Origin of the sequence: Tsukamurella sp. NPDC003166 (genome assembly GCF_040611135.1) — a bacterium.
Classification (GTDB): domain Bacteria; phylum Actinomycetota; class Actinomycetes; order Mycobacteriales; family Mycobacteriaceae; genus Tsukamurella.
Genome location: NZ_JBEXNL010000022.1, coordinates 57,153 through 80,984 on the forward strand (window position 1 = coordinate 57,153; position 23,832 = coordinate 80,984).

Below are 23,832 nucleotides of genomic sequence, written 5' to 3' on the forward strand. Positions count from 1 at the left end.
CACGTTCCTGTGAACGCTGCCAATAGGTGGCAGCGTTCACGAGTTCCGGCAGCGCGCTGCCGATAGTCGAGGTGCGGCGGCTAGGTCGGGACGATGAGCGCGCGGGCCGTGGCGAACCGCGGCCCTCGCGCACCGTCGACCTCCACGAAGAAGTCGGCCTCGGAAAAGCTCTGCTTGCTGCCGGGCTTGATCACCCGACCGACGGCCAGGAAGGCATCGCCCTGAGCGGGCCGCAGGAACTGCGTGTCCATCTGGGTGACCAGGCCGCCCGCGCCGGGGTGCATCGCGAGCGCGTAACCGCACGCGTTCTCCAGGACGCCGGCGATGAGCGCGGCGTGCAGGCCGCCGACGTTCTGGCAGAGGTCGTCACGGCGTTCGAGGCGGAGCACGACCTCCTCGCGGTCCGCACTGAGCACCTCGATCCCCGCCCACCGGTTGAAGGGCAGCGAGGCGTTGTAGTCGACGAGATCCTGGAAGCTCACCCCTGCACTATCGCACCCGCCGGATCAGCGACCGGCGGCGGCGAGGACCGGGGCGGGCGTCGGCCGTGGGGTGGGCACCGGAGTCGGTTTCGGCGCCGGAGCCGGGGAGACAGGAGTACCGAGGCCACCCAGTCCGGACAACACGTCGAAGGCGACCTCGCCGGTCTGCCACAGCGCAAGGATGGCGCCCTCGGTAGCGGGTCGGATGCCCGGGTTCTGCAGGGCGAGACCGTTGGCGAAGGTGAGGGTGTTGTAGCCGTCGTCCGCGGCGCGCAGCATCAGGTTGGACGCGACGCCCGCACCGACGATCCGGTCGAGCCCCTGCCCGAAGAAGTAGAAGGTCCACAGGCCCCACAGGTCGGCGCCGAAGATCCGCTTACTGCGCTCGGGGATCACGTTGCCGTTCTTCGCGATCGAGTCCACGATGCGGTAGAAGTCCAGCGCATTCGCCGGCGTGCTGTGCGCCTGCTCGACGGTGTAGGCCAGGTCGACGGTGATGTGCGCGTTGTAGCCGGCCATCGCGACGCGGCCCGGCGGTAGCTCGCAGCGCGAGGCCAGCCGGAAGTAGTTGCTCCACCACTGCGGTACGGATCCGCCGGTCCACTGCGCGTGCATCGCGCGCAAGTACCGACCGATCAGGCCGATGGACAGCGACTTCGCGTACCGCGGATCGTCGAGCCCGGACTCGTTGCGCTGCGTCGGGGTCACGGCGTCGCGGATCACGCCGTCCATCCCCACGCCGAACAGCCCGCGCCGGTCCCGATGCGCCGCGAGGATGTCGGCGATGCCCCGCTGCCGGACGGTGAGATCGTCGAGGCTCGCAAAGGTCGGCGCCGTCGGCAGGGCCGCCGGGTCGGACAGTTCGACGATGCGCTTGTTCTCCGCGGGCGTCAACGTGGTGCCGCAGTAGGCCGACGGTGCCGCACCCGACGGAACGGACACGAACGAGACCGCTATCGCCGCAGCGGTGATCGTGCCGGCGACCCGCGCCGACCACCGGGACATCATGCGTACTAGACCTCCGCGAGCGGTACGCCGGGATCTGCGAGCCGAGCCGCGTCGACCACCCGGCGGGACGTGATCAGCGCACGCACATCATCGCCCACGTCCCACACGTTCACGTTCATCCCCGCGAGGACACGCCCGTCCGCGAGCCAGAAGGCCACGAACTCCAGCCCCTCCAGGTCGCCGCGGATCACCACGTCGTCGTACCCGGTGGAGAGGCCCAGATACTCCATGCCGAGCTGGTACTGGTCGGTGAAGAAGTACGGAAGCCGGTCGTAGACCTCGGATCCGCCGAGCATGTTCGCGGCGGCGACGCGCGGCTGGTTGAGCGCGTTGGCCCAGTGTTCCACCCGCACGCGACGGCCCACCGTCGGGTTCTCGGCGGCGGCGATGTCACCCACGGCGTAGACGTGCGGGTCGGAGGTGCGCAGGCCCGCATCGACGGCCACGCCGCCCTCCGCCATCGCCAGGCCCGCCGCCTCGGCGAGCTCGATGTTCGGCATCGCGCCGATTCCCACGAGGACCGCGTCGGTCTCGACGGTCGTGCCGTCGTCGAGGATCAGTCCTCGACCGCCGGGCTCGACGGCCCGCACGCCGACGCCGGTCCGCAGATCCACGCCGTGGCTGCGGTGCAGGTCGGCGAAGACCTTCCCCAGTTCGGCGCCGAGGGCGCCGAGCAGCGGCTGCTCTGCGGGCTCGACGACGGTGACCTCCAGGCCGGCCCCGCGCGCCGCGGCGGCCGCCTCGAGCCCGATCCACCCGGCGCCGACGACGCCGAGCCGGCCTCCCTTGTCGAAGACGGCGCGCAGCGCGTCGCTGTCGTCGAGCGTGCGCAGGTAGTGCACGCCGTCGGCGCCCGGGAGCGGACGCGCACGGGAACCCGTGGCCAGGAGCAGTTCGTCGTAGGGCACGGACTCACCGGTGTCCAGGCCGACGGTGCGCGCCTCCCGGTCGAGCGCAGTGGCGCGAACGCCGGTCCGCACAGTGACGTCGTGGTCGGCGTACCAGGCGGCGTCGAAGGTGAAGACGCTGTCTCGATCGGCCTTTCCCTGCAGGTAGTCCTTGGACAGCGGAGGTCGCTCGTAGGGCGGATGGGACTCCGCGCCGATCAGCGTGATCGGGCCGTCGTGGCCCAGATCCCGTAGCGCCTCGGCCGCTTTCGCGGCCGCCAGTCCTGCTCCGACGATGACGATCGCACCCATGTCTCGACCGTAGCCCCGTCCACCGCTGAGCGGAACCCCCGTGGCGGTCGGCTACCCCAGCGTGGCATCGGTGAGATGACGCCACCGGTCCCACTCGTCGAGCCGTTCCTGGGCGTACCGCCGGGCGTCGTCGAGTGCGTGGCCGACGTAGAGGCGCAGCGGCGGGTTCTCGGTACCGGCGATCGAGACGATCGCCCGCGCCGCCTCGGCGAGGTCGCCCGTGGTTCCGTCGTACCAACGGCGACCGATCGCCGCGTCCGAGGAGTAGTACGCATCGATCGGGGTCTCGGGCCTACTCGCGGACGCCCCGAGATTGGTCGCGAACATGCCCGGCTCGACGATGGTGAACGTCACGCCCAGATGCGCGAGGTCGCGGGACAGCGCCTCGGTGTACCCCTCGACGGCCCACTTCGTGGCCGAATACGCGCTCACGATGGGCAGGCCGACCACGCCGGCGAGCGACGAGAAGTTGATGATGTGACCACGGCCGCGCTGCCGCATGTCGGGTAGGACGGCCTTCATCGTCGACACGAGCCCGAAGAAGTTCGCGTCGAAGAGCTTTCGGATCTCGTCGAGGGTCAGCTCCTCAGCCGATCCGACCTGGGTGTAGCCAGCGGCGTTGACGAGGACATCGATCGGGCCGAACGTCGCTTCGGCAGCGGCGACCGCTGCACCCACCGAATCCTCATCGGTCACATCGAGGTACTGCACGAGTACGCCCTCCCGCGCGGCGAAGCTCGACGGTGTCTTGCCCAGATCGCGCATGGTGGCGGTGACAGTGGCGCCGGCGTCGGCGAAGGCGCCCACGAGCGCCTCGCCGAAGCCCGACGACGCGCCGGTGATCAGGACGTTCTGCGGCATGGTGGTTCTCTCCTTGAGATCGTGTGGCGGATTCTGTTGTCGTGGAGGTCAGGCCCGGGCGGCGTCCGCGGCGGGGACGAGCGCGCGCAACCCGGCGAGCGGGGCACCGTCGACCCCGGCACGCGCGGCGAGCGCCTCCACCTGGCCGAGCAGCGTCGCGCTCTCCTGAGCGATGGTGCCGTTGAGGGTGCCGATCAGCCCCTTGCCCGCGGGCGTCGAGAAGGCCGCAACGAGCAGCGCGGTGAGAACGGGCGCCGGAAGATACTGCAAGACCTTCAGATTCGAGGGATCGATCGTGGCACCGGATCCACTGACTGCACGCAGCCCGGCCTGAACCGCGGCGCCGAGCGCGCTTGCGGACTTCCAGCCGAGACGGGGACCGATGCCCTCACGCGCGGGCAGGAAGGACGCTGCCACCATGGGGGCGACGACGGCGGCGTGCGTCTTGAGCCAGGAATCCATCCGCTCGGAGATCACGGTCGGGATGCCGGCATCGTCGAACAGCGCCTTGAGGCCCCGCACGTCTTCGGTGACGGAACCGTCGGGACGTCCCACTGTGGTGCTCTGCACGAAGCCCGGCACGATGGAGTACTCGATGACGCCATCCTTGTTCTCCGCGACGATCGCAGGGAATCCCCAGGTCACCCGGTCCGCGCCGAGCTGATCGTTCCAGCCGTCGGCGTCGGTCGCGTTGTTGAGCATCGGCATGATCCGGCGCGAGCCGTTGGCGGCGAGAGTGGGCACCAGGTCGTCGAACTGTTGACGCTGGACCGGGGCGATCACGAGGTCGAAGTCGCCCTCGAGCGCGGGAGCCGTGGTGACAGCCGCCCGCTGAGCCTTGCCACCGGAGACGCCGCGCACCCCGTCGGCCTCGATCGCTGCGCGGCGCTCCGGGTTGCGCACGACCATCGTCACGTCGTGCCCGGCGTCCGCGAGCTTGAGGGCGAAAACGCTGCCGATCGCCCCTGCCCCGATGATCGCTACCCGCCATTGATCCGACATCCGGAGGTCTCCGTTCCACAAGTGAGAAACACTGACGTTTCTCGAATATCATGGCCCAACGATGACCGATGCCGAGAAATTCCCGCCCCTTCCCCGTGGTCCGCATCACCTGGGCCCCGAGCAGGTCGCGGCTTCGCAGCGCGCTCGGATGCTGGACGCCATGGCGCGGTCGGTGGCGACGAGAGGCTACGCGGAAACGACGGTGGCGGACGTCGTGCGTCTGGCGGGCGTGTCGCGCAAGACCTTCTACCAGCAGTTCGCCAACAAAGAGGATTGCTATCGCGCAGCGTTCGACCACGCCGCGCACCGCGTGACCGCCGCCCTGAACGAGGAGTCGTGGCGCGCCGCGGGCACCGAGCGGAAGCGGATCGAGCGGCTGTACGCGAGCCTGACCGCCGCCCTCGCCGGCATGCCCGACTACACCCGCGCCTTCGTTGCGGCAGCCCCGCAACCGGTGGACGAGGTTCTCGCGTGCCAGGAGCGATGGCGCGCGACCTCGATGCGCGCACTCGGCGAGATCTACTCTGCGACCGCGAGAGCGCCCGCCGAGCTTCCGCACGCGGTGGCCCGCGCAGCCGTGGGGGCGACGGACTCGCTGATCCTGGAGCACATCGCCACCCGCGGACCCGAGACACTCGGCTCGCTCACGCCGATCCTGAGCGCGGTCGCGAACGCACTACTCGACGCCGCCGGAACGATCACCAGCTCGTCGTCAACCGGTGATTGACAAATCCGTCGCGTCAACTCATGCTTGACGCATGCTTGAGAACTCCCCCGTCAGCCTCGACCAGCTCATCCGGACGGTGCACGCCCTACATCCCGAGGGCAGCGCGCTCGAGCACCTGGGCGACGCCGTGGCCATCGCCGCGCACCTCGGCGAGACCGCCGACCATCTCGTCGGTCACTTCGTCGACCAGGCGCGGCGCAACGGCGCCACGTGGACCTCGATCGGCGAGTCCATGGGGATGACCAAGCAGGCGGCGCAGCAGCGCTCCGCTCCCCCCAGCATCGACCCGGCCACCCTGATCGAGGCGTCGGGTTCGCCGTACTCGCGCTTCACACCCCGAGCCCGCAGCGTGGTGGTCGCAGCACAGGAAGAGGCGCGCGCCGCAGGGAGCCCGGTGATCGACACCGACCACATCCTGCTGGGACTCTTCCGTGAGCCCGAGGGCATCGCGGCGCGGCTGCTCGTCGGGCGCGGCGTGACCGAGACCGCGGTGCGGGCGCGGATTCCCGTCGCGGACGACACCGACGCGCCCGAGCTCATCCCGTTCTCGACGGCGGGCAGGAAGACCGTCGACATGGTCCTGCGCGAGGCGCTGCGACTGGGCCACAATTACGTCGGCACGGAGCACGTCCTCCTCGGCGTCCTCGCCGAGGGCACCGGCCCGGGCGCGACCATCCTCGCCGAGCTCGGTGTGGACCATGCGCAGATCGACGCCGCCGTCCGGGAGATCCTGTCGGCGTACTCGACGCAGTGACACGCACGCGTCGCGATCACCCGCGGCGCTGACGGTTCAGCCGAGCCGCTCGATCAGGGTCGCCGCACCCGCCCCACCCAGGTCGGGCACGGCGACGGTGCGGCCGCTCACCGCCAGGAGCAGGGCCAGCAACGGTCCGGTGACCTCCGGACCATCGCCGATGGTGACGTCCGCGTCGGTGGCGCGCAGCCGCAGACCGGCGACATGCTCCTTGGCGCCGCCCATGCCCGTTCCGGTCCGCGCCTGCAGCCGCAGCGCGCGCTCGACGGCCTCGACGGGGTACTCCCCCACCGCGCCGAGCGGGCGACGGATGTCCTCGCCGTGCACCACGACCTCGACGAGTCGCGTGTCCAGCGGCGCCGGCGGGCCCGACGTGCGAGCGACGAGCGCCCGGAAGCGTTCGAGCATCTGCGGCGCGGGCCCGATCTCACGGTCGACACCGTTCTGGTTGTCACGATCGAAGTCGAAGCGCGCGAGGATCATTCCCTTGACGAAGCCGAGACGCGTGGTGTCCGCCGTGGAGATCTGATGCGCGACGACGTCCCGCACGCGCCACCCCGGGCACAGCGACGGGGTGTCCCATCGCGCGTCGTCGATATCCTCCAGGAAGGAGATCAGGGCGCGGCGCTCCGCGTGGACCAGCTGCCAGACATCGGACATGGAACTCCTTCGTCCCGCTCACCGTAGCGCGCCGCATCACCGGAGAGGGCGGAATCGGCGGGCGCGGTCCGCGAGGTACTCACGTTCGGCCGGATCGGTCGTCAGGGACACCGCCTTGGCGTACGCGGACTCCGCCGCGTGGTCGCCGAGTTGGTCCAACAGGTGTGCGCGCAGCGCCCAGACCGATTGCAGGCGCTCGGCACCGTCGACGGCGTCGAGCGCGGCGAGACCGGCACGCGCACCGTCGGTCTCCGCGACGACGGCGGCGCGCGCGACGCCTGCCCCGCGGGTCGGCGCGATGACGGCGAGGGCGTCGTAGAGGCGCAGCAGGACGGGCCAGTCCGGCGGATCGCCGGGAGCGCGGGCGCAGTGCACCGCCCCGATCGACGCCTCCAGTTGGAACCTCCCGACGGCGCCGAGCGCGTGGGCGGCACGCAGCCGGCGGTGTCCGGCGGCGACGAGGTCGCGGTCCCACCGGGCCGGATCCTGCTGGGCCAGCGGGACGTACCGTCCGTCCTCGTCGACGCGGGCGGGTAGCCGGGCACTCGAGAGGTACATCAGGGCGGCCAGTCCGTGCGCCTCCGCGACCGACGGTGCCGCCTCGACGACGGTGCCCATGAGGCCCAGGAGCAGGGCGTGCCGCTCGCGCGGCGGCGTCGGCCATTCGATGGCGTACGAGGCGTAGATCGCCTCGAGGACGGGGTCGAGCCGGGCCTCGAGTGGGGCGCCCTCGGGGACCGCGAACGGGATCCCGCCGTGCGCGATGCGCTTCTTCGCGCGGGTGAGCCGGGCGGCCATGGTGGCCGCGGGGACGAGGAAGGCCGCGCCGATCTGTGCGGCCGTGAACCCGAGGACCGTGTTGAGCATGAGCGGCACTCCGGCCGCCCCGAGGTCGGGGTGTGCGCACACCAGCAGGAGCTCGAGACGACGGTCCGCGGCGGCACCGGGCTCCGGATGGTCGTGCGCGGCATCGTCGAACGGGACGGACGTGCGCTCGGCCGCCGAGCGCCACCGATCCCGTTGACGGTTCCGCGCCACCGTGAGCAGCCAGGCATCAGGATCGTCGGGGACGCCGTCGACGGGCCACCGGGTCAGGGCCCGCTCGAAGGCGTCGGCGAGCGCGTCCTCGGCGGCGGCCAGGTCGTGCGTGCGGGCGGCGAGCAGCGCCAGCAACCTGCCGTACGAGGTGCGCGCGGCGGTCTCCGCCCGCACCCCGGCGTCGACGTCCATCAGTCCGTGCAGGCGTTGGTGTTCCAGATGCCCTCGTCGCAGGCCGCGGCGACCCTCCGGACCTCGATCACGGCGTACTGGGTGGCCGGATGCTTCTCCGCCCAGGCGATCGCGGCGTCGCGGTCCGGCACGTCCAGGAGGAAGACGCCGGCGAGCGCCTCGCGGGTGTCGGCGAAGGGACCGTCCTGGACCCGGAGGTCACCGTCGCGCCGGGTGACGGTGACCGTCTGCGCCTGCGGTTCCAGGATCTCTGCGCCGATCAGCACACCCGCGGCGTGCAGCGCGGCGGTGTAGTCCGCCATCGCCCGCTGCATCTGCAGCATGGCCTCCATCGGAACGTCACCCTCGGCGGGCTCGGCGTTGTTGAGCAGCAGTGCGTAATGCATGATTCCTCCTCGTGTCCACTCTGCCCCAGGGGCGGGGCACAGTAATGACGATCGAGGCGCGCCGGAATCGACAGCGTGAGCCGATCAGGCGTACTGCAGATTCGCGCGCGGGATCCTGCCGTCGGCGATGGTGAAGTCGAAGCTCGCCCTGAAGCCGCCGCCCGAGTTGCGATTCACCTCGACCAGGATCTTCTGACCGTCGGCGCGGCGCTCCTCCACGCTGAGAACCTTGATCGTGTAGCCGGTGACCTCGGGCTCGGCGAACGAGCGGATCTCCTGGTGGCCGCGGAAGGTACGGGTGTCATCGACCAGGACCCCGTCGGCCGGGAACAGGTTCACCATGGACGTGGCGTCGCGGTCGTTCCACGCGTCGACGAAGGCCTCGGCGACCGGATCCATCTGGAACCGGCCGGCGGCGGGCGAGACGGAGGACACTGCGGCGACGGAGGCCCCGCCGGACGAGGTCGGGCCGACGCCGTTCGAGCTCGACCCGCACCCGGCGAGCGCGATCGCGGCGGCGACGGTGACGACGGCGAGCGCCGGACGGCGGCTGACGGTGCGGAACATCATGGGAAGCCCTTCGTTCGGTGCGACTGATTACCCCATCGTGCGCGATTCGTCCGGTTTCGCCCAGATGCTTCCGTTCGGGGGTACCGCCGGCAACCCTTTCCCGATCAGAGGAGCGCGAGCACCGCCTCGGCGACGGGGTGCGCGCTCGCCGGATTCTGGCCGGTCACGACGGTGCCGTCGGTGACGGCGAAGGGGGCCCAGGCCTCGTCGGCCTGCACGTACGTCGCTCCGAGCGCGGCGATGCGCTCCTCGAGGTTGAACGGAACGATGGCATCGAGGCCCGCGAGGACCTCCTCGTTCCAGGAGAACCCGGCGATGCGGCGGCCGGCGATGAGCGGCGCACCGTCGGTCCTGGTCGCACCGAGCAGGCCCGCGGTGCCGTGGCAGACCGCGGAGACGACCTTGCCGGCACCGTCGAACTCGCGCAGCAGGGCCGCCAGACGCTCGTCCGTCGGGAAGTCGAACATCACGCCGTGCCCACCCGTGAGGTAGATCGCGTCGAAGTCCGCGACGTCGACGTCGTTGAGGGACACCGTGTTCCGAAGCCGATCCATGAAGGCGGGATCGTCGTAGCGGGCGCGGGTGCCGCCCTGCGCGAGCACCTCGTGGCTGAGCGATTCGGGGTCGATCGGGACGAAGCCGCCGTCGATGCTCGCGATGACGGTGGTGTGGCCCGCCGCCTCGACGGCGTCCACGAAGTGCGTCAACTCCCCCAACCACAGGCCGGTGCGACGGCCGCTGACCTCGTAGGACGGGACGCTGGTGGTGACGACCAGGATGGTGCTCATCGTGACTCTCCGATCATAATTGATTTGCTCGACAACTGAACCGTATCACAATTGATATGTATGGCAACTGATATGTGAGACCTGCTAGACTGCGGGCATGGCAGAACACGAGGAGACCTGCGATTTCGGCTGGTCCGTGGGGGTGCTGAACAAGGCCTACGCGGAGGCGATGTCGCCGATCCTGGACCGGATCCCCCGCGGGATCCGCGGCTATCAGACGCTCTACGCGGCCGCCACGTACGACCTGCCGACGCAGCTCGCCCTCGCCGAGTACCTGGTCATCGACAAGTCGGTCATGCCCTACGTGGTCGACGACCTCGTGGAGGCGGGTCTGGTGCGCCGGGAACCGTCACCGACGGACCGACGGGCCCGTCGGGTGGTGCCCACCGATACGGGCCTGAGGACGCTCCGCGAGGTGCGCGAGGCGGTCGCGGGCGCGGAAGCGGCACTGCTGGAGCCGCTCTCCGCCGACGACGCCGCGGTTCTGCGGCGCGCCGTCGCGATCGTCGCCCGGACCTCGCGCGACGGCTGCGCGGGTTAGACGGCCACGCGGCTCAGTCCTGCGGCAGCGCGAGGTGCAGCAGCGGGTACGGCAGTCCGTCGCCGTCCGTCTCGCTGCGGCCCGTCACCACGAAGCCGCTGTGCGCGTAGAAGCCCACGGCCTGTCCGTTCTGCTCGTTGACGTCGACGGTGCGCACACCCTGCTCGCGGACCACGAGGTCGAGGAGTGCGCGACCGACGCCGCGCCCGCGGGCCTCGGCGTGCACGAACAGCATTGCGAGGTCCTCCCCCGCCGTCCCCGCGAACCCGACCGGCGCACCGTCGAACTCCGCGACCGTGAGCCGGACCTGCGGGAAGTAGTCGCTCGCGAGCCTGCTCTCGATCGCGCCGCGGTCGGCGGGGGCCAGGAAGTCGTGCGTCGCGTCGATGGAGCTGCGCCAGATCGCGACCAGGTCGCCGTACTCGGCCGGGCCCCGGCAAGCCCGCAGTCGCGGCGCCGTCACGGCCGCAGTGCGCCGAGCGCCCGGTCCGCGTGGACCTGCATGTTCACCTCGGACGCGATCACATCGGCGACGGTGTCGTCGGCGCGGATAGCGAAGGTGGTGCGTTTGGTGGGCATGCCGGCGAGCTTGAGCAGTCCGTCGCGCTTGACCCCGTAGGCCGTGGCCACGGCACCGTCGACGTCGGAGAGTAGTGGGTAGTCGAGGCCGTGCTTGGCCGTCCAGTCCTGCTGCTTGGCGACCGCGTCGCGGCTGATGCCCACGCGCTGGACACCCGCCTCGGCGAACTCGGCGGCGAGGTCGCGGAAGTGGCACGCCTCCTTGGTGCAGCCCGGAGTGAACGCGGCCGGGTAGAAGAACAGCGCGACGGGGCCGTTCGCCAGCAGGTCACTGAGCTTCCGCGGGGCGCCGTCCTGGTCGGGGAGTTCGAAGTCGGGCGCGATGTCACCGGGTTTCATACGCTCCAGGCTAGCCTGACGGCATGAGCTTCACCGGATTCCCCGAGGCCGCCCTCGACTTCTACGACGACCTCGAGGCCGACAACTCGAAGGTCTTCTGGGAGGCGCACAAGGAGGTCTACAAGACCGCCGTCGCCGCCCCGATGGCCGCGCTCACCGACGAGCTGGCCGACGAGTTCGGCACCGCGAAGATCTTCCGCCCGTACCGGGACGTGCGCTTCGCCAAGGACAAGACCCCGTACAAGACGCACCAGGGCGCGTTCGTGGGCGTGGGCCCGGCGACGGGCTACTACCTACAGATCGGGGCACCCGGCGTCCGGGTCGGCGCCGGATTCTACGAGGCGAGCCCCACCCGCCTCGCGGCGTTCCGGAAGGCCATCGACAACGACCTGTACGGGCCGGCGTTGGAGCAGGTGATCGCGAAACTGCGGCGCACGGGCTGGGAGATCGGCGGCGAGACGCTCAAGACCTCGCCGCGCGGGTGGGACGCCGACCACCCGCGCATCGACCTGCTGCGGCACAAGTCGCTCACGGTGATGCGGGACTACGGCTTCGAGGAGATCATCCACACGCCGAAGCTCGTCCCGCAGATCCGCAAGCACTGGCGCGAGACGTCCGCGCTGCTGGACTGGTTGGTCGAGCACGGGGACGCCTGAGGGACGCGGCTGCGTCAGTCGTCGAGGGCGCTCACGGCGATGCCGTACGGGAGGAAGCGCACCTTCCGGGTGGCATCGACGTTGTGCTGGTTGGCCCGGAGCGCGTCGATCTCCGTGGCGAAGACCTGCTCGACGTGGGCGCTGCCGTCGTCGGTGGTGGCGATGACCGCCCACACCCCGTCGCCGCTCTCCCCCGCGGTCTCGGGCTCACGCTTCGGGCGGCGGCCGGCATCGTCGAAAACCCGGGAGAACGCGTCGCGCCCGGCGGCGCCACCGACGAGCTTGCCCAGCATGTCCCGCGCCTCGCGCGCGAGATCATCGAACTCCCCTGGACCGAACCCGAACGGATTCTCGTTACCTGCCATCGTCGACTCCTCGGGCCGTCGGTACCCACCTGTCTCCAGTGTCCACGCGGTCGACGGTGCTGTCATCCCCCGTTGCGATACCGATCGGGACGGGGGCCACCGGGTACTCGGACCGTCGGGTCGAACTGGCTGAGGAACCAGTCGAACTCGAGCGAGTCACCGCGACTGACGAGCACCGACATCCCGACGGCCATGACGATGCCGAGGACGGCGAGCGCGATGGCGCCGAGGATCAGCGACCACCACATCAGGCGGTGCACCTGCGGATCGTCGGTGACCACCAGGACGATGGGCGCGACGGTGAGCGCGTAGACGATGTAGGCATTGGTCAGCACCTTGTCGGCGTGGACCGCGAACCACAGTGCCCGGCACCGGCCGCCCCGTGTCTGCTCGAACATGTCGACTCCCTTCCTCCGATGTCCTTCGACCGTAGGAGGGCAGGGCTACGGGTGGCGATTACCTGCGAGGTAAGGGGTCAGTCCAGACAGAACTCGTTGCCCTCGACGTCGGCCATCGTGAGGCACGACTCGTTCACGCCGTCAGCCTCCTGCAGGTACAGGCGCGTGCCGCCCAGCTTCTCCAGCCGGGCGCACTCCGCCTCCAGCGCCGCAAGGCGTTCCGCGCCGACCAGTCCGAGTCCCACGCGGACGTCGAGGTGCGCCCGGTTCTTGACGGTCTTCCCCTCGGGCACCCGCTGGAAGAACAGCCGTGGGCCGACGCCGTTCGGGTCGACACACGCGAACGCCGAACCGTGCGCCTCGGCGGGCAACGTCGCCTCGAAGGCGTCCCAGTCCGCGAAGCCCGGCGGGGGCGGCGGCACGACGTAGCCGAGCGCCTCGCACCAGAAGAGCGCGACGCGCTTGGGGTCGGCGCAATCGAAGGTGACCTGGATCTGCCGGACAGTCATGGGGTCACCGTAGCCAGCGCTGCGGCCGGTTCGCGACCTGATTCACCAGCCCCGTCGCACGTCCACGACGGCGCGGCCCGTGTACTCGCCCGCGCGGAGGGCCCCGACGACGGCGTCGACACCGTCGATCCCGATGTCGTTGGCGACCCGCTCGAGGTGGCGCGGGCGCAGGTCGGACTCGATCCGCGCCCACAGGGCGCGACGGGGCCCGATCGGCATCAGTACGGAGTCGATGCCGGCGAGGGTGACGCCGCGCAGGATGAACGGCATGACCGTCGTCTTCAGGCCCGCGCCGCCGGTGAGGCCGCTCGCGGCGACGACGCCGCCGTAGTTGAGGGTGCTGATGACGTCGGCGAGCGCGGCGCCGCCCACGCAGTCGACGGCCGCGGCCCAACGGCTCCTGCCGAGCGGGCGGGGCTTGGCGTCCGGGTCGAGCGGCAGGCGTCCGATCACCTCGGCCGCGCCGAGCTCGCGCAGGTGGTCCGCGGCGGCCGGCTTGCCCGACGACGCCACGACCTCGTAGCCGAGGCCGGCGAGGAGGTCGATGCTGGTGGACCCGACGCCGCCGGTGGCACCGGTGACGACGACGGGGCCGTCCGCCGGGGTGATCCCGGCGTCGACGATCGCGGCGACGCTCATGGCGGCGGTGAACCCGGCGGTGCCGATGGCGGCGGCCTCGCGGGTGCTCAGCGAGGTCAGTTTCACCGTCCACTCGGCGGGTACGACGGCCTGCTCGGCGTAGCCGCCGTCGCGCGCGGTGCCGATCTCGTAGCCGTGCGCAACGACGCGATCGCCTGCGACGAAGTCGTCGGACGTGGATTCGACGACGGTGCCCGCGATGTCGATGCCGGGGACGATCGGGTACTGGCGCACGACACCGCCACCGGGGGTGAAGGCGAGAGCGTCCTTGAAGTTCACGCCGGAGTACTCGACGGCGACGCGCAGATGTCCGGGCTCGAGCGGCACCGGGTCGCGCGTCTCGACGCGGGAGGTCACGGCCTCGTCGGCGAGTTCGGCGATCAGTGCCCGGAACTGGGTCATCGTGCGTCTCCTAGGATCTCGGCGGTCTCCCGCGATCCTAGAGGGAGGCGATCACCGCGGCGATCCGGCGTTCGCGAGTCTCGGCCCGCTTCGCGTCCGCGACACCGCGGGCGGCGTCCTTGCGGCGCGTGTAACTCAGAGCGTCGAAGGCGGCCCGCAGGCCGTGCTCGGCGAGGGCCGCGGCCAGATCGTCGGGCAGGTCGACGGTGCGCTCCGCACCGTCGAGCTCGATGAGGGCGTCGACGACGTCCCCGATCTCGACCCCCAGCTCCTTGCGGGCCGCCTTCGACAGGCCGATCAGGTTGCGCCCACCCATGCCGGCGAGGCGAAGCCGTGCGGACCGGTCCCCGATCGTGACCCGTACCGCCGCGCGCTTCCCGCCCCCGAGTTCGTCGACCTGTGTGTCGGTGAGTTCGATGGCGGTCGCCGGCCCGACGGGCTCCAACGTGGTTCGTATCTGTAGTGCCATGTCTCCCATGGTCCCCGAACTCGCCGGACTACGCGGCCGCGCCGCCGATCCCGACCTCGTTCCCGTCGGGATCGAGGAAGATCGCCTTGCGGACGCCGTTGTCGTAGACCTCCTGCGAATCCGGCAGCAGGCCACGGTCCGCCGCGGCGGCGAGGAAGTCCGCCGCGTCATCGAGGAAGAGGGTGACCGCGCAATGCCCCGCGTGCTGCGGGAGCAACTCCGCGTACACGTGGACGTGGTCACCCAGGGTCCAGACGTGCTCGACATCGTTGGGGGCGAACGCCTCCACGTTGCCGAAGAGCTTCGCGCCCCACGCGACCGCGCGGGGAAGATCCGTCACGGCGAGGCGCGCGAACAGGTCCATACTCATCCCTCCGGTCGTCGGGGCGACGGTGCGCGGTGCAGCAGGTCCGGCAGTGCGGCGACCGCCTCCGGGCCGGCTAGACTCTCGTCGATGTTCACGAGCGCGAGCAGTCGCAGCGGAGCGCCGACCCGTGCGGCGGCCTCGAACTTGTGGTGGCCGTCGAGCAGGAAGTGGGTCACCACCCAGTGCTCGTACCAATCCGCCTCGGGCGCCGCGACCGCTGGTGCACGGCGATCGAGTATCGACAACGCCACCGCCGTCGGCGTCATGCCCGCGGCGAGAAGGTCGGCGTAGTGCTGCACCCGCTTCTCGTCGTTCCAGTTGGGCTGCACCATGGGGACCACGAACTCGAAGAGGTGCTCGTCGGGCGCGACCTCGGTGTCGAACGTGCGGTAGTAGTGGGTCAAGGGGTTCTGGGGCAGTCCCCAGGTCGGGTCGATCCCCCAGGTCGCGAGCTGCTCGTGCGTGAAGTAGTCGCGATCGTCGTACGGTGCGACCAACGCGGGTGTGACCTCGATCAGAAGTGGCAGGTACTCACCCTCGGGCAGCAGCCTGGAGAACGTGTCGACGACCTCGTCATCGATCAGGTCGAGTCCGTGCTCCAACCTGTCCAGCGGTTCCCGCTCGTCCGAGATGTTGTAGCCGACCATCTTGCGCTCGAACAGGAACGGGCAGGTGCCGCACCAGAACGACAACTCGAACGACGGATCTCCGTCGATGAACAAATGGCGAGTCGAGGTCCGGACCTCCGGATCGATCGGACCGATCCGCAGCGTCGCCTCATCGTGCGGAACGCCGAGGCGACGCTGCGGGGCGGTGGAGACGATCATCGGTCGTAGGTGAGGAACATCGCGCCACTCGGGATCACGGTGCGGTCGGTCAGAGCCCATGCGCGCGGATCGAATTCCGCGCCGGCGGAGAAGATGGGTACGCCGGATCCGATGGTCAGCGGCGCGAGTTTGAGCACGATCCGGTCGATTTCGCGGTAGAGCGCGCCGGCCAGCTGCGCTCCGCCGACGAGCCAGATGTCTTTGCCGCCCTGCGCCTTCAGGGCGCGGATCGTCGTGATCGGATCGTCGGCCACGAGTTCGACGGCGGGAGCAGGCGCTTCAGTCAGGGTGCGCGAGAACACGATGTGACGCAAATGCGGGAAAGCGTCGGGAATTCCTGCCGCGAGACCGATTTCGTAACTCTTGCGACCCTCGACCACGCAGTCGAAGTGCGCACCGGGACCGCTGATGCCGAGCGCCTCCCGCGCCTGGACCGGCAACGCCTCCGGGTACTCGGCGATCAGGTGCTCGAGATAGTCCTGCGGGATCGGCCAGAAGCCGCCCGGCCCGGTCGGATCCGTTCCGTCCGGGCCGGCGATGAAGCCGTCGAGTGTGCTGGCGACGAGGTAAACGAGCTTGCGCATGGCCTGAACCGTAGCCGACACGTGCCTGACACCCGGCCTTCAGTGACTCGCGGACGACGGGGCGGCACCGTCGGGCTTCGCGGGCAGGAGCAGGGATGCTGCGACGACCACGACTCCCATGATTGCCGCGGCGGCGAAAGCCCACTGCAATCCGCCGACGAAGGCCTCCGGCTGGGCGGCGCCCGCCTCGGTGAGGTGCGCCGAGCGGTTCGACATGACGACGATCAGCACCGCGGTGCCGATCGCGCCGGCCACCTGCTGCAGCGTGCCCAGCAGCGACGAGCCGTGCGAGTAGAGGTTCTCGGGCAGGTCGCCGAGACCGACGGTGAAGATCGGCGTGAAGACGGCGGCGAGGCACACCATGAGCGCGACGTGGATCGCGACGATGAGCTGGTACGGGGTGCTCGTGCCGACGCGACTCAGCGCCGCGAGGGCGATGACGATGCCGATCGAGCCCGGGATGACCAGCGGCCGCGCGCCCACGCGGTCGTAGAGCCTGCCGACCTGCGGGCCGAGCAGCCCCATCGCCAGACCGCCGGGCATGACGAGGAGGCCGGTCTGCAGTTCGGACAGGCCGCGGAGGTCCTGCAGGTACAGCGGGAGCAGGATCATCGAGCCGAGGAAGGCCATGAACGCGGCGGTCATGAGGAGTAGTGACACGGCGAACGTGCGATGGCGGAGGGTGCGCAGGTCCAGCAGCGGCATCTCGCGGTGCTGGAGACGCACCTGGTAGGCGGCGAAGGCGGCGATGAGCAGGATGCCCGCGAGCACGGTGAGGACGGGGCCGGTCCAGTCGCCGGTGCCGATCTCGCTGAGCCCGTACACCAGGCTGCCGAAACCGCCCGCTGCGAGCAGCACGCTGAGCCAGCTGACCGGCGTGTTCTCGGTCTCGCCGACGTTCTCGAGCTGCCGCATCCCCGCCACGCCCACGACCACGGCGATCGGGAGGACGAAGGCGAAGATCAGGCGCCACGAGCCGAGGTGCAGGATCACACCGGACACCGCCGGGCCGAGCGCGGGGGCGCACGACATGGCCAGGGTGACCTGCCCCATCACCCGACCGCGATCGCTCTCCGGCACGACGGTCATCAGCGTGGTCATGAGCAGCGGCATCATCACGGCGGTGCCGCCCGCCTGGACGACCCTGCCGACCAACAGGACCTCGAACGACGGTGCCGCCGCCGCGATCGCCGTGCCGACGCTGAAGGTGATCATGGCAACGGCGTACGCCGTGCGGGTGCTCACCCGCTGCAGGAACCATCCGGTCACCGGGATCACCGCGGCCATGGTGAGCATGAAGACCGTGGAGAGCCACTGCGCGGCACGGGCGTCGACGTGGAAGTCCGTCATGAGTCGCGGGATGGCGTTGATCATGATCGTCTCGTTGAGGATCACGACGAAGGTCGCTGCGACCAGCAGCTTGATCACGAGCGGTGTGCGGCCGGCCTGCTCGGTCCGCTCGGCCGCGGACGTCGTCAGGTCGGTGGGCGGGTGATCCATCTGTTCAGTGTGCGTGGCCATGGCGGGTTCCTCATAGTCGTTTTCGCGGCGGCCTGTCGATCGCCTTCATGAAGACGACGAACCGCTCACAGGTTTTTCGACACCTGTCGGCAGATTCGTTCATGAATCCGGCGTTCTGCGGGCGGGTCTACCGTCGAGTTAGGAGCCGACGCGCCGGGACCGCCGGCACCATGCCTCTGCAGGTCGATGCTCCGCCATCGCCGTCATAGACGTCGGGTCCGACGACGACCGGTCAGGAATCGAGAAGTGCCACCATCGCCGGTGTGCGTACGCTCGGTTCCACGCAGATCGACAGGCAGAGGAGCGCCCGTGACCATCGTCAGCTACACCGAGATCGACCAGGCCGGACTGGAGTCCTCGCCGGTGGCACCGGCGTTGGCCGGGTTGCGCGCGCACGAGGCGCGTTACTTCGCCACCAAGTACAAGTCCGACTACAACACCGCCGCACCGTCGGATCGGGCCGACGTGGTGGCGTGGGTCGAGGAGATCCTGCGTAGCGAACGCGACATCGAGTTCGCCTCCCCCATCCTCGAGGTCTTCGTCTACGAGGACGACGAGCTCTATTGGCCCACCCTCTACTTCCAGGACGGACTCGCAGTGAACGTGCTGTGGTCGAAGGCGGACGGCGGCAAGCGGGCCGTCGGCTTCAAGCTCAGCGAGGGGATGAATCCGCCCGAGGCGCTCTCGGCGTTCAAGTGGGCCCGCCAGCGTTCCAAGCTCGCCGGGGAGATCCGCGGCAGTTACTTCGTCATCAAGGGCGAGCATCCCCTGCCCTGACCGGCCACCGGTCCGACCCTGCGCACGGTCCGGCGATGGGATGGGGATATTGAAACGGAAGCGTCATCGGGACTCGCTCCAGTGACTCAGCCGAGCATGCTGGCGAACGACATACCGCCCTGCACTTTTCGGCGCATCGGCTGCAGGCGCTGCGCCTCGTAGCGTCGCAGGGCGACGCGTACCTCGTCGGGGTCGTTTCCAGTCAGGGCCATTGCGGGCTTTCCGAGGTCGCCGCCGATCGCGTCGGCGATGGACGCGGCGTCGGCGCAGGCCTCGTAGTAGCCGGCACCGGTCATCGGGGACTGGGCGTGCGCGGCGTCCCCGATGATCGCCACCCGGCCGGTGACCACCGTGTCGGCGATGTACTCGGTGATCGGGGTGGCGATCACGTCGTGTTCGGCGAACGCCTTCTTGAGACCCGTTCGCCACGGCTCCGACCACTTGCGGGCACGGCGTTCCATCGTCGCGTAGACCTCATCCGGGATGGCGGTGGCGCGCGGCGTGTGCAGGACCTCGTCGCCGTCGATCGCCCCGATCTCGCGGAGCAGGTCGTTGTGGCCGGCGTCGAACCAGGCCCAGCCGTACCGCGGGATAGTGCCGTCGCCCTGCACCATCGGGTACAGCGCGAGCAACTCCGGGCCGCCGGACTCGAAGTCGACGCGATACTTCTTCCCGTCCACCCCGGGCGGGAAGTCCGACTGGCCGAGCCACACGATGTAGCCGGCGTAGTTCGCATACGGGTGGTGGGCGGCGACGTGGCGCCGAATGACGCTGCGGTAACCGTCGGCGCCGATCAGGACACGTGCGGTGAACCGGCGTCCGTCGCCGGTGACGGCCCAGGCGGACTCGTCGTCCTCACCGACCTCGGTGACGTCGGCGCCGTCGATGAGGGTGATCCCGGGCAGCTCTTCGGCGGTGGTACGCAGTGCGGTGTAGACGTTCCACCAGGGGTGCGGGTACGGGCCCTGCCGGAGGGAGTCCTCACCGAGGTGCTCGATGACCCGGGCGGACAGCTCGGTCCCCACGGCCAGGTCGAGGTCGGTGCGCCCCAGGCCGATGGCCACCCCGCGCTGCGTGCGGCCCTGTGTGCGTTCGAGAACCGTCACGGGACGCCCCCGCGCGGCGAGGGCGATCGCGGTGGTCAGCCCGGCGAGGGAACCGCCGACGATGAGGGTCTCGACGAAGTCTGGCTCGGACACGAACTCTCCTTGACGTGAAGCGGGGACGGCGGGCGATCTCGCCGCCGGCATCCACTCTGGCGCAGATCCGTCGGAGGAAACAGGTTCGGTCCGTACCCCCTACGAGCACACCCAGCCATCAGAACGAAGGCGCGTGTTCCTCACCTGTCCACGGGGTGATGAGCGCAACCCCGGAGTGGACGAAGTCCTTCGAGTTGCGCGTCGCGCTGAGCGCATCCGTCGATCGGCAGATGGCCGCAACCTGCGTCAGACATTGAACCTGAACTCGACGACATCGCCGTCGCTCATGACGTAGTCCTTGCCCTCCATCCGGACCTTGCCGGCGGCCTTCGCCGCGGCCATGGTGCCGTTGGCATCGAGGTCGGCGAAGGAGACGATCTCGGCCTTGATGAAGCCCTTCTCGAAATCAGTGTGGATCACGCCGGCGGCCTTGGGGGCGGTGTCGCCCTTGCGGATCGTCCACGCGCGCGACTCCTTCGGGCCCGCGGTGAGGTAGGTCTGCAGCCCCAGGGTGTGGAAGCCGGCGCGGGCGAGCGAGTCGAGGCCCGGCTCGTCCTGGCCGATCGACTCGAGCATCTCGGCCTGGTCCTCGGGGTCGAGCTCCAGCAACTCCGACTCGATCTTCGCGTCCAAGAACACGGAATCGGCCGGCGCGACGGCGGCCGCCAGCTCCTCGCGGCGCGCGGCGTCGGTGAGCACGCCCTCGTCGGCGTTGAAGACGTAGAGGAAGGGCTTGGCGGTCATGAGGTGCAGGTCGCGGATCGGCGCGGTGTCGAAGCCGGCGGCGAACAGCGTCTTCCCGTCGGTCAGGACCGCCTCGGCGGCCTTGACGGCCTCCACCGTCTCGACCAGTTCCTTGTTCTTGCGCGCTTCCTTCTCGAGACGCGGCAGGGCCTTCTCGATGGTCTGCAGATCGGCGAGGATCAGCTCGGTGGCGACGGTCTCGATGTCGGCCAGCGGGTCGACCTTGCCCGCCACGTGCACGACGTCCTCGTCGGAGAAGACGCGCACCACCTGGCAGATCGCGTCGGCCTCGCGGATGTTGGAGAGGAACTGGTTGCCCATGCCCTCGCCCTCGGAGGCGCCCTTGACGATGCCTGCGATGTCGACGAAGGACACCGTCGCGGGGAGGATCCGCTCGGACCCGAAGATCTCCGCGAGCCGGTTCAACCGCGGGTCGGGCAGGTTGACCACGCCGACGTTCGGCTCGATCGTGGCGAACGGGTAGTTCGCCGCCTCCACCTCACTGTTGGTGAGGGCGTTGAACAGGGTGGACTTGCCGACGTTGGGCAGTCCGACGATTCCGAGGGTAAGGCTCACGGGGCCTGATTCTACGTGCCCGGATCCGGCGCGAATCCCCCGCGCCCGAGCCCCGCGGGTGACACGATGACCCTTGCGAATCACCACCGTGATTCCCGACCTTCGAGGAGGCAGCGTGTCAGCTCCCACCGCACCGTCGAACACGGAGACGGACGGCGACATCACCTACGTCCGCACCGACCCGTCCCTGCCACCCGTGGCGATCATCGACCGTTCGCCGATCACGACGAAGCACAAGGTGATCTTCGGCGTCATCGCGGTCATCGGCGCCGTGGCCTGGGCGATGATCGCCCTCGCCCGCGGCGAGACCGTCAACGCCGTGTGGTTCGTGCTGGCGGCCGTGTGCACCTACGTCGTGGGCTACCGCTTCTACGCACGGCTCATCGAGCTCAAGGTCGTGCGTCCGCGCGACGACCACGCCACCCCGGCGGAGATCCTCGACAACGGCACGGACTACATGCCGACGGACCGCAGGGTCCTGTTCGGCCACCACTTCGCGGCCATCGCCGGGGCCGGGCCGCTCGTCGGCCCCGTCCTCGCGGCGCAGATGGGTTACCTGCCGGGCACGATCTGGATCATCGTCGGCGCCCTGGTCGCGGGCTGCGTCCAGGACTACCTCGTGCTGTGGATCGCGACGCGGCGCAGGGGCCGGTCGTTGGGCCAGATGATCCGCGACGAGCTCGGCGCCGTCGGCGGCGCGGCGGCGATCATCGGCATCGCCGCGATCATGACGATCCTCATCGCGGTGCTCGCGCTGGTCGTCGTGCAGGCGCTGGGCCACAGCCCGTGGGGCGTGTTCTCCATCGCAGCGACCATTCCCATCGCCCTGTTCATGGGTGTCTACCTGCGCTATCTGCGACCCGGTCGGGTGTCCGAGGTCTCGCTCATCGGCTGCGTACTGCTGCTGGCGGCGGTGATCGGCGGCCGCTACGTGGGCGAGAGCGACTGGGGTAAAGACCTGTTCACCCTGACCCCGGTCCAGCTGAGCTGGGCGATCATCATCTACGGCTTCGCGGCATCCGTGCTGCCGGTGTGGCTACTGTTGGCGCCCCGCGATTATCTCTCGACCTTCATGAAGGTCGGCACCATCGCGCTGCTGGCCGTGGGCATCATCATCGCCCGGCCGCTCATGGAGGCCCCGGCGGTCTCCGATTTCGCCACCCGCGGCGACGGACCCGTCTTCGCCGGCTCCCTGTTCCCGTTCCTGTTCATCACCATCGCGTGCGGCGCGCTCTCGGGCTTCCACTCCCTGGTCAGCTCCGGCACCACGCCGAAACTGCTGGAGAAGGAAGGGCAGATGCGGCTGATCGGCTACGGCGGCATGCTCACCGAGTCGTTCGTGGCGATCATGGCGCTGATCACGGCGTCGATCATCAACCAGCACTTCTACTTCGCGATGAACGCGCCGCTCGCGAAGACCGGCGGCACCGCGGAGACCGCGGCCACCTACGTCAATTCACTGGGCCTGAGCGGTGATCCGATCACCGGGCAGCAGATCGCGCAAGCCGCCAAGGACGTCGGCGAGGAGAGCATCGTCTCCCGCACCGGCGGCGCCCCGACGCTGGCGCTCGGCATGTCCGAGGTGCTGCACCAGGTGTTCGGCGGGTCGTCGATGAAGTCCTTCTGGTACCACTTCGCGATCATGTTCGAGGCGCTGTTCATCCTCACCACCGTCGACGCCGGCACGCGCGTCGCCCGCTTCCTCGTCTCCGACGCGCTGAGCAACCTGGGCGGCCCGTTCCAGCGGCTCAAGGACCCCAGCTGGCGGGTGGGCGCCTGGGGCGCTTCGCTGCTCGTCGTCGCGGCCTGGGGCAGCATCCTGCTGATGGGTGTCACCGATCCGCTCGGCGGCATCAACACGCTCTTCCCGCTCTTCGGCATCGCCAACCAGCTGCTCGCCGCGATGGCGCTGACCGTGGTGGTCGTGGTGGTGGTCAAGAAGGGCTACTACAAGTGGGTCTGGATACCGGCGATCCCGCTCGTCTGGGACCTGATCATCACCATGACGGCGTCGTGGCAGAAGATCTTCAGCGCCGACCCCGCCGTGGGCTACTGGAAGCAGCACAGCAACTTCAAGGCCGCGGCCGATGCCGGCCTGCAGAAGTACGGATCCGCGAAGACGCCTGAGGCGATCGACGCGGTGGTGCGCAACACCTTCATCCAGGGCACGCTGTCGATCGTGTTCGCCATCATGGTCCTGATCGTGGTCATCATGGGCGTCTGGACGATCTACCGCACCGTATCCGGCAACGGGCGCCCGCTCACCGAGGAGGAACCGGTGCCCACCGAGCTGTTCGCCCCGAAGGGGCTCATCCCCACCGCGGCGGAGAGGAAGGTGCAGGAGCAATGGGACGCACTGGGCGTGACCCGATCATCCGGGCACTGAAGGCGATCCGCTGGTACGTGGGATCGGTGATGGGCGACAACCACTACCAGCGGTACGTCGAGCACTGTCGGGCCACCCATCCCGGCGAGCCGGTCATGACCGAGCGGGAGTACTGGAAGGCGCGCCACGACGGCGCGACCGTCCAGGTCCGCTGCTGCTGAGCGGCGCACCGACGACGGTGTCCGAAACCCGCTAGTGGCTCGTGTTGAAAGTCTGTTGCCGATGGGTGTCGTGGGAGACTGGAGGGGTGCGAGCTGAACCCGTTCTGATTTCCGAGGCCGATCGAG

30 protein-coding genes are annotated in these 23,832 nt (G+C 69.6%); 7 read left to right on the top strand and 23 right to left on the bottom strand.

From position 1 onward, the window contains the following. Positions 1-80: 80 nt before the first annotated feature. From ABZX10_RS20015 to ABZX10_RS20035, 5 genes are read right to left on the bottom strand one after another with little or no spacing between them, the layout of a single operon-like run. Entirely contained in the window at positions 81-482 is a 402-nt protein-coding gene (locus ABZX10_RS20015) for a PaaI family thioesterase (RefSeq protein WP_355544017.1), read from the bottom strand. A 24-nt stretch (positions 483-506) separates the two neighbouring features. After that, positions 507-1,487 carry a DUF5995 family protein gene (locus ABZX10_RS20020; RefSeq protein WP_355544020.1) on the bottom strand — a complete coding sequence of 327 codons (981 nt, stop codon included), beginning with the start codon at positions 1,485-1,487 and terminating at the stop codon, positions 507-509. An 8-nt stretch (positions 1,488-1,495) separates the two neighbouring features. Beyond that, entirely contained in the window at positions 1,496-2,689 is a 1,194-nt protein-coding gene (locus tag ABZX10_RS20025; RefSeq protein WP_355544023.1) for an FAD-dependent oxidoreductase, read from the bottom strand. A 51-nt stretch (positions 2,690-2,740) separates the two neighbouring features. Then, the gene (locus tag ABZX10_RS20030; RefSeq protein ID WP_355544026.1) at positions 2,741-3,550 is read right to left on the bottom strand and encodes an SDR family NAD(P)-dependent oxidoreductase; all 810 of its coding nucleotides are present in this window, start codon (positions 3,548-3,550) and stop codon (positions 2,741-2,743) included. Between the two features lie 48 nt (positions 3,551-3,598). Further along, positions 3,599-4,552 (bottom strand): 2-dehydropantoate 2-reductase N-terminal domain-containing protein, encoded by a 954-nt coding sequence (locus ABZX10_RS20035; RefSeq protein ID WP_355544029.1) that lies wholly within the window; start codon positions 4,550-4,552, stop codon positions 3,599-3,601. A 61-nt stretch (positions 4,553-4,613) separates the two neighbouring features. Here ABZX10_RS20035 and ABZX10_RS20040 point away from each other — a divergent pair, with 61 nt between their 5' ends. Continuing rightward, entirely contained in the window at positions 4,614-5,279 is a 666-nt protein-coding gene (locus tag ABZX10_RS20040; RefSeq protein ID WP_355544032.1) for a TetR/AcrR family transcriptional regulator, read from the top strand. Positions 5,280-5,310: 31 nt separating this feature from the next. Continuing rightward, entirely contained in the window at positions 5,311-6,033 is a 723-nt protein-coding gene (locus ABZX10_RS20045; RefSeq protein WP_355544035.1) for a Clp protease N-terminal domain-containing protein, read from the top strand. Positions 6,034-6,069: 36 nt separating this feature from the next. Here ABZX10_RS20045 and ABZX10_RS20050 read toward each other — a convergent pair whose 3' ends face one another. From ABZX10_RS20050 to ABZX10_RS20070, 5 genes are all read right to left on the bottom strand, one after another. Further along, positions 6,070-6,693, bottom strand: a complete 624-nt coding sequence (locus ABZX10_RS20050; RefSeq protein WP_355544038.1) for a maleylpyruvate isomerase family mycothiol-dependent enzyme — start codon at positions 6,691-6,693, stop codon at positions 6,070-6,072. 36 nt (positions 6,694-6,729) lie between these two features. Next, positions 6,730-7,923 (bottom strand): DUF6596 domain-containing protein, encoded by a 1,194-nt coding sequence (locus ABZX10_RS20055; RefSeq protein ID WP_355544041.1) that lies wholly within the window; start codon positions 7,921-7,923, stop codon positions 6,730-6,732. Next, a complete protein-coding gene (locus tag ABZX10_RS20060) occupies positions 7,923-8,309 on the bottom strand; it encodes a YciI family protein (RefSeq protein WP_355544044.1) in 387 nt (128 codons plus the stop codon). The genes ABZX10_RS20055 and ABZX10_RS20060 overlap by 1 nt, the downstream gene beginning before the upstream one ends. An 84-nt stretch (positions 8,310-8,393) precedes the next feature. After that, positions 8,394-8,879, bottom strand: coding sequence for a nuclear transport factor 2 family protein (locus ABZX10_RS20065; RefSeq protein WP_355544047.1), 486 nt, complete (start codon positions 8,877-8,879; stop codon positions 8,394-8,396). A 104-nt stretch (positions 8,880-8,983) separates the two neighbouring features. Beyond that, positions 8,984-9,667: a type 1 glutamine amidotransferase domain-containing protein gene (locus tag ABZX10_RS20070; RefSeq protein ID WP_355544050.1), complete on the bottom strand. Its 684-nt coding sequence runs from the start codon at positions 9,665-9,667 to the stop codon at positions 8,984-8,986. A 97-nt stretch (positions 9,668-9,764) separates the two neighbouring features. On the opposite strand from ABZX10_RS20070, the gene ABZX10_RS20075 reads away from it, so the two are divergent. Next, the gene (locus tag ABZX10_RS20075) at positions 9,765-10,208 is read left to right on the top strand and encodes a MarR family transcriptional regulator (protein WP_355544053.1); all 444 of its coding nucleotides are present in this window, start codon (positions 9,765-9,767) and stop codon (positions 10,206-10,208) included. 13 nt (positions 10,209-10,221) lie between these two features. Here the strand turns inward: ABZX10_RS20075 and ABZX10_RS20080 are convergent, their stop codons facing one another. Then, entirely contained in the window at positions 10,222-10,671 is a 450-nt protein-coding gene (locus ABZX10_RS20080; RefSeq protein ID WP_355544056.1) for an acetyltransferase, read from the bottom strand. Continuing rightward, on the bottom strand, positions 10,668-11,126 hold the full coding sequence (locus ABZX10_RS20085) for a peroxiredoxin (protein ID WP_355544059.1): 459 nt from the start codon (positions 11,124-11,126) through the stop codon (positions 10,668-10,670). Before ABZX10_RS20085 ends, ABZX10_RS20080 begins: the two co-directional genes overlap by 4 nt. Before the next feature lie 23 nt (positions 11,127-11,149). On the opposite strand from ABZX10_RS20085, the gene ABZX10_RS20090 reads away from it, so the two are divergent. Next, entirely contained in the window at positions 11,150-11,782 is a 633-nt protein-coding gene (locus ABZX10_RS20090; RefSeq protein ID WP_355544062.1) for a DUF2461 domain-containing protein, read from the top strand. Between the two features lie 14 nt (positions 11,783-11,796). Here ABZX10_RS20090 and ABZX10_RS20095 read toward each other — a convergent pair whose 3' ends face one another. From ABZX10_RS20095 to ABZX10_RS20135, 9 genes are all read right to left on the bottom strand, one after another. Further along, positions 11,797-12,147 (bottom strand): hypothetical protein, encoded by a 351-nt coding sequence (locus tag ABZX10_RS20095; RefSeq protein WP_068575022.1) that lies wholly within the window; start codon positions 12,145-12,147, stop codon positions 11,797-11,799. 62 nt (positions 12,148-12,209) lie between these two features. After that, complete coding sequence (locus ABZX10_RS20100) at positions 12,210-12,545, bottom strand: hypothetical protein (RefSeq protein WP_355544067.1); 336 nt, start codon at positions 12,543-12,545, stop codon at positions 12,210-12,212. Between the two features lie 77 nt (positions 12,546-12,622). After that, positions 12,623-13,054 carry a VOC family protein gene (locus ABZX10_RS20105; protein WP_355544070.1) on the bottom strand — a complete coding sequence of 144 codons (432 nt, stop codon included), beginning with the start codon at positions 13,052-13,054 and terminating at the stop codon, positions 12,623-12,625. A 42-nt stretch (positions 13,055-13,096) separates the two neighbouring features. Then, positions 13,097-14,095, bottom strand: coding sequence for an acryloyl-CoA reductase (locus ABZX10_RS20110; protein ID WP_355544073.1), 999 nt, complete (start codon positions 14,093-14,095; stop codon positions 13,097-13,099). Between the two features lie 37 nt (positions 14,096-14,132). After that, the gene (locus tag ABZX10_RS20115) at positions 14,133-14,564 is read right to left on the bottom strand and encodes a YdeI/OmpD-associated family protein (RefSeq protein ID WP_355544076.1); all 432 of its coding nucleotides are present in this window, start codon (positions 14,562-14,564) and stop codon (positions 14,133-14,135) included. Between the two features lie 28 nt (positions 14,565-14,592). Beyond that, entirely contained in the window at positions 14,593-14,928 is a 336-nt protein-coding gene (locus tag ABZX10_RS20120; protein WP_355544079.1) for a VOC family protein, read from the bottom strand. Positions 14,929-14,930: 2 nt separating this feature from the next. Continuing rightward, positions 14,931-15,758, bottom strand: a complete 828-nt coding sequence (locus tag ABZX10_RS20125) for a hypothetical protein (RefSeq protein WP_355544082.1) — start codon at positions 15,756-15,758, stop codon at positions 14,931-14,933. Beyond that, positions 15,755-16,342 (bottom strand): dihydrofolate reductase family protein, encoded by a 588-nt coding sequence (locus ABZX10_RS20130; protein ID WP_355544085.1) that lies wholly within the window; start codon positions 16,340-16,342, stop codon positions 15,755-15,757. Before ABZX10_RS20130 ends, ABZX10_RS20125 begins: the two co-directional genes overlap by 4 nt. Before the next feature lie 39 nt (positions 16,343-16,381). Next, entirely contained in the window at positions 16,382-17,863 is a 1,482-nt protein-coding gene (locus tag ABZX10_RS20135) for an MDR family MFS transporter (RefSeq protein WP_355544088.1), read from the bottom strand. 309 nt (positions 17,864-18,172) lie between these two features. Here ABZX10_RS20135 and ABZX10_RS20140 point away from each other — a divergent pair, with 309 nt between their 5' ends. After that, positions 18,173-18,640, top strand: a complete 468-nt coding sequence (locus ABZX10_RS20140; protein ID WP_355544091.1) for a phage tail protein — start codon at positions 18,173-18,175, stop codon at positions 18,638-18,640. Positions 18,641-18,726: 86 nt separating this feature from the next. Here the strand turns inward: ABZX10_RS20140 and ABZX10_RS20145 are convergent, their stop codons facing one another. Further along, positions 18,727-19,839, bottom strand: coding sequence for an NAD(P)/FAD-dependent oxidoreductase (locus ABZX10_RS20145; protein WP_355544094.1), 1,113 nt, complete (start codon positions 19,837-19,839; stop codon positions 18,727-18,729). 246 nt (positions 19,840-20,085) lie between these two features. Next, the gene (gene ychF, locus ABZX10_RS20150) at positions 20,086-21,159 is read right to left on the bottom strand and encodes a redox-regulated ATPase YchF (protein ID WP_355544097.1); all 1,074 of its coding nucleotides are present in this window, start codon (positions 21,157-21,159) and stop codon (positions 20,086-20,088) included. Between the two features lie 115 nt (positions 21,160-21,274). Here ychF and ABZX10_RS20155 point away from each other — a divergent pair, with 115 nt between their 5' ends. Both ABZX10_RS20155 and ABZX10_RS20160 read left to right on the top strand, forming a co-directional pair. Next, positions 21,275-23,545 carry a carbon starvation CstA family protein gene (locus tag ABZX10_RS20155; protein ID WP_355544100.1) on the top strand — a complete coding sequence of 757 codons (2,271 nt, stop codon included), beginning with the start codon at positions 21,275-21,277 and terminating at the stop codon, positions 23,543-23,545. Beyond that, positions 23,506-23,706, top strand: coding sequence for a YbdD/YjiX family protein (locus tag ABZX10_RS20160; RefSeq protein WP_355544103.1), 201 nt, complete (start codon positions 23,506-23,508; stop codon positions 23,704-23,706). The genes ABZX10_RS20155 and ABZX10_RS20160 overlap by 40 nt, the downstream gene beginning before the upstream one ends. Positions 23,707-23,832 lie beyond the last annotated feature (126 nt).

Coding starts and splice junctions, on each gene's coding strand:
- ABZX10_RS20095 (WP_068575022.1), bottom strand. CDS start 12,147: ATGGCAGGTAACGAGAATCCGTTCGGGTTCGGTCCAGGGGAGTTCGAT.
- ABZX10_RS20135 (WP_355544088.1), bottom strand. CDS start 17,863: ATGGCCACGCACACTGAACAGATGGATCACCCGCCCACCGACCTGACG.
- ABZX10_RS20100 (WP_355544067.1), bottom strand. CDS start 12,545: ATGTTCGAGCAGACACGGGGCGGCCGGTGCCGGGCACTGTGGTTCGCG.
- ABZX10_RS20160 (WP_355544103.1), top strand. CDS start 23,506: ATGGGACGCACTGGGCGTGACCCGATCATCCGGGCACTGAAGGCGATC.
- ABZX10_RS20105 (WP_355544070.1), bottom strand. CDS start 13,054: ATGACTGTCCGGCAGATCCAGGTCACCTTCGATTGCGCCGACCCCAAG.
- ABZX10_RS20040 (WP_355544032.1), top strand. CDS start 4,614: ATGACCGATGCCGAGAAATTCCCGCCCCTTCCCCGTGGTCCGCATCAC.
- ABZX10_RS20035 (WP_355544029.1), bottom strand. CDS start 4,552: ATGTCGGATCAATGGCGGGTAGCGATCATCGGGGCAGGGGCGATCGGC.
- ABZX10_RS20060 (WP_355544044.1), bottom strand. CDS start 8,309: ATGCATTACGCACTGCTGCTCAACAACGCCGAGCCCGCCGAGGGTGAC.
- ABZX10_RS20070 (WP_355544050.1), bottom strand. CDS start 9,667: ATGAGCACCATCCTGGTCGTCACCACCAGCGTCCCGTCCTACGAGGTC.
- ABZX10_RS20075 (WP_355544053.1), top strand. CDS start 9,765: ATGGCAGAACACGAGGAGACCTGCGATTTCGGCTGGTCCGTGGGGGTG.
- ABZX10_RS20130 (WP_355544085.1), bottom strand. CDS start 16,342: ATGCGCAAGCTCGTTTACCTCGTCGCCAGCACACTCGACGGCTTCATC.
- ABZX10_RS20050 (WP_355544038.1), bottom strand. CDS start 6,693: ATGTCCGATGTCTGGCAGCTGGTCCACGCGGAGCGCCGCGCCCTGATC.
- ABZX10_RS20030 (WP_355544026.1), bottom strand. CDS start 3,550: ATGCCGCAGAACGTCCTGATCACCGGCGCGTCGTCGGGCTTCGGCGAG.
- ABZX10_RS20020 (WP_355544020.1), bottom strand. CDS start 1,487: ATGTCCCGGTGGTCGGCGCGGGTCGCCGGCACGATCACCGCTGCGGCG.
- ABZX10_RS20115 (WP_355544076.1), bottom strand. CDS start 14,564: ATGGCACTACAGATACGAACCACGTTGGAGCCCGTCGGGCCGGCGACC.
- ABZX10_RS20045 (WP_355544035.1), top strand. CDS start 5,311: ATGCTTGAGAACTCCCCCGTCAGCCTCGACCAGCTCATCCGGACGGTG.
- ABZX10_RS20090 (WP_355544062.1), top strand. CDS start 11,150: ATGAGCTTCACCGGATTCCCCGAGGCCGCCCTCGACTTCTACGACGAC.
- ABZX10_RS20110 (WP_355544073.1), bottom strand. CDS start 14,095: ATGACCCAGTTCCGGGCACTGATCGCCGAACTCGCCGACGAGGCCGTG.
- ABZX10_RS20120 (WP_355544079.1), bottom strand. CDS start 14,928: ATGGACCTGTTCGCGCGCCTCGCCGTGACGGATCTTCCCCGCGCGGTC.
- ABZX10_RS20065 (WP_355544047.1), bottom strand. CDS start 8,879: ATGATGTTCCGCACCGTCAGCCGCCGTCCGGCGCTCGCCGTCGTCACC.
- ABZX10_RS20055 (WP_355544041.1), bottom strand. CDS start 7,923: ATGGACGTCGACGCCGGGGTGCGGGCGGAGACCGCCGCGCGCACCTCG.
- ABZX10_RS20125 (WP_355544082.1), bottom strand. CDS start 15,758: ATGATCGTCTCCACCGCCCCGCAGCGTCGCCTCGGCGTTCCGCACGAT.
- ABZX10_RS20025 (WP_355544023.1), bottom strand. CDS start 2,689: ATGGGTGCGATCGTCATCGTCGGAGCAGGACTGGCGGCCGCGAAAGCG.
- ABZX10_RS20085 (WP_355544059.1), bottom strand. CDS start 11,126: ATGAAACCCGGTGACATCGCGCCCGACTTCGAACTCCCCGACCAGGAC.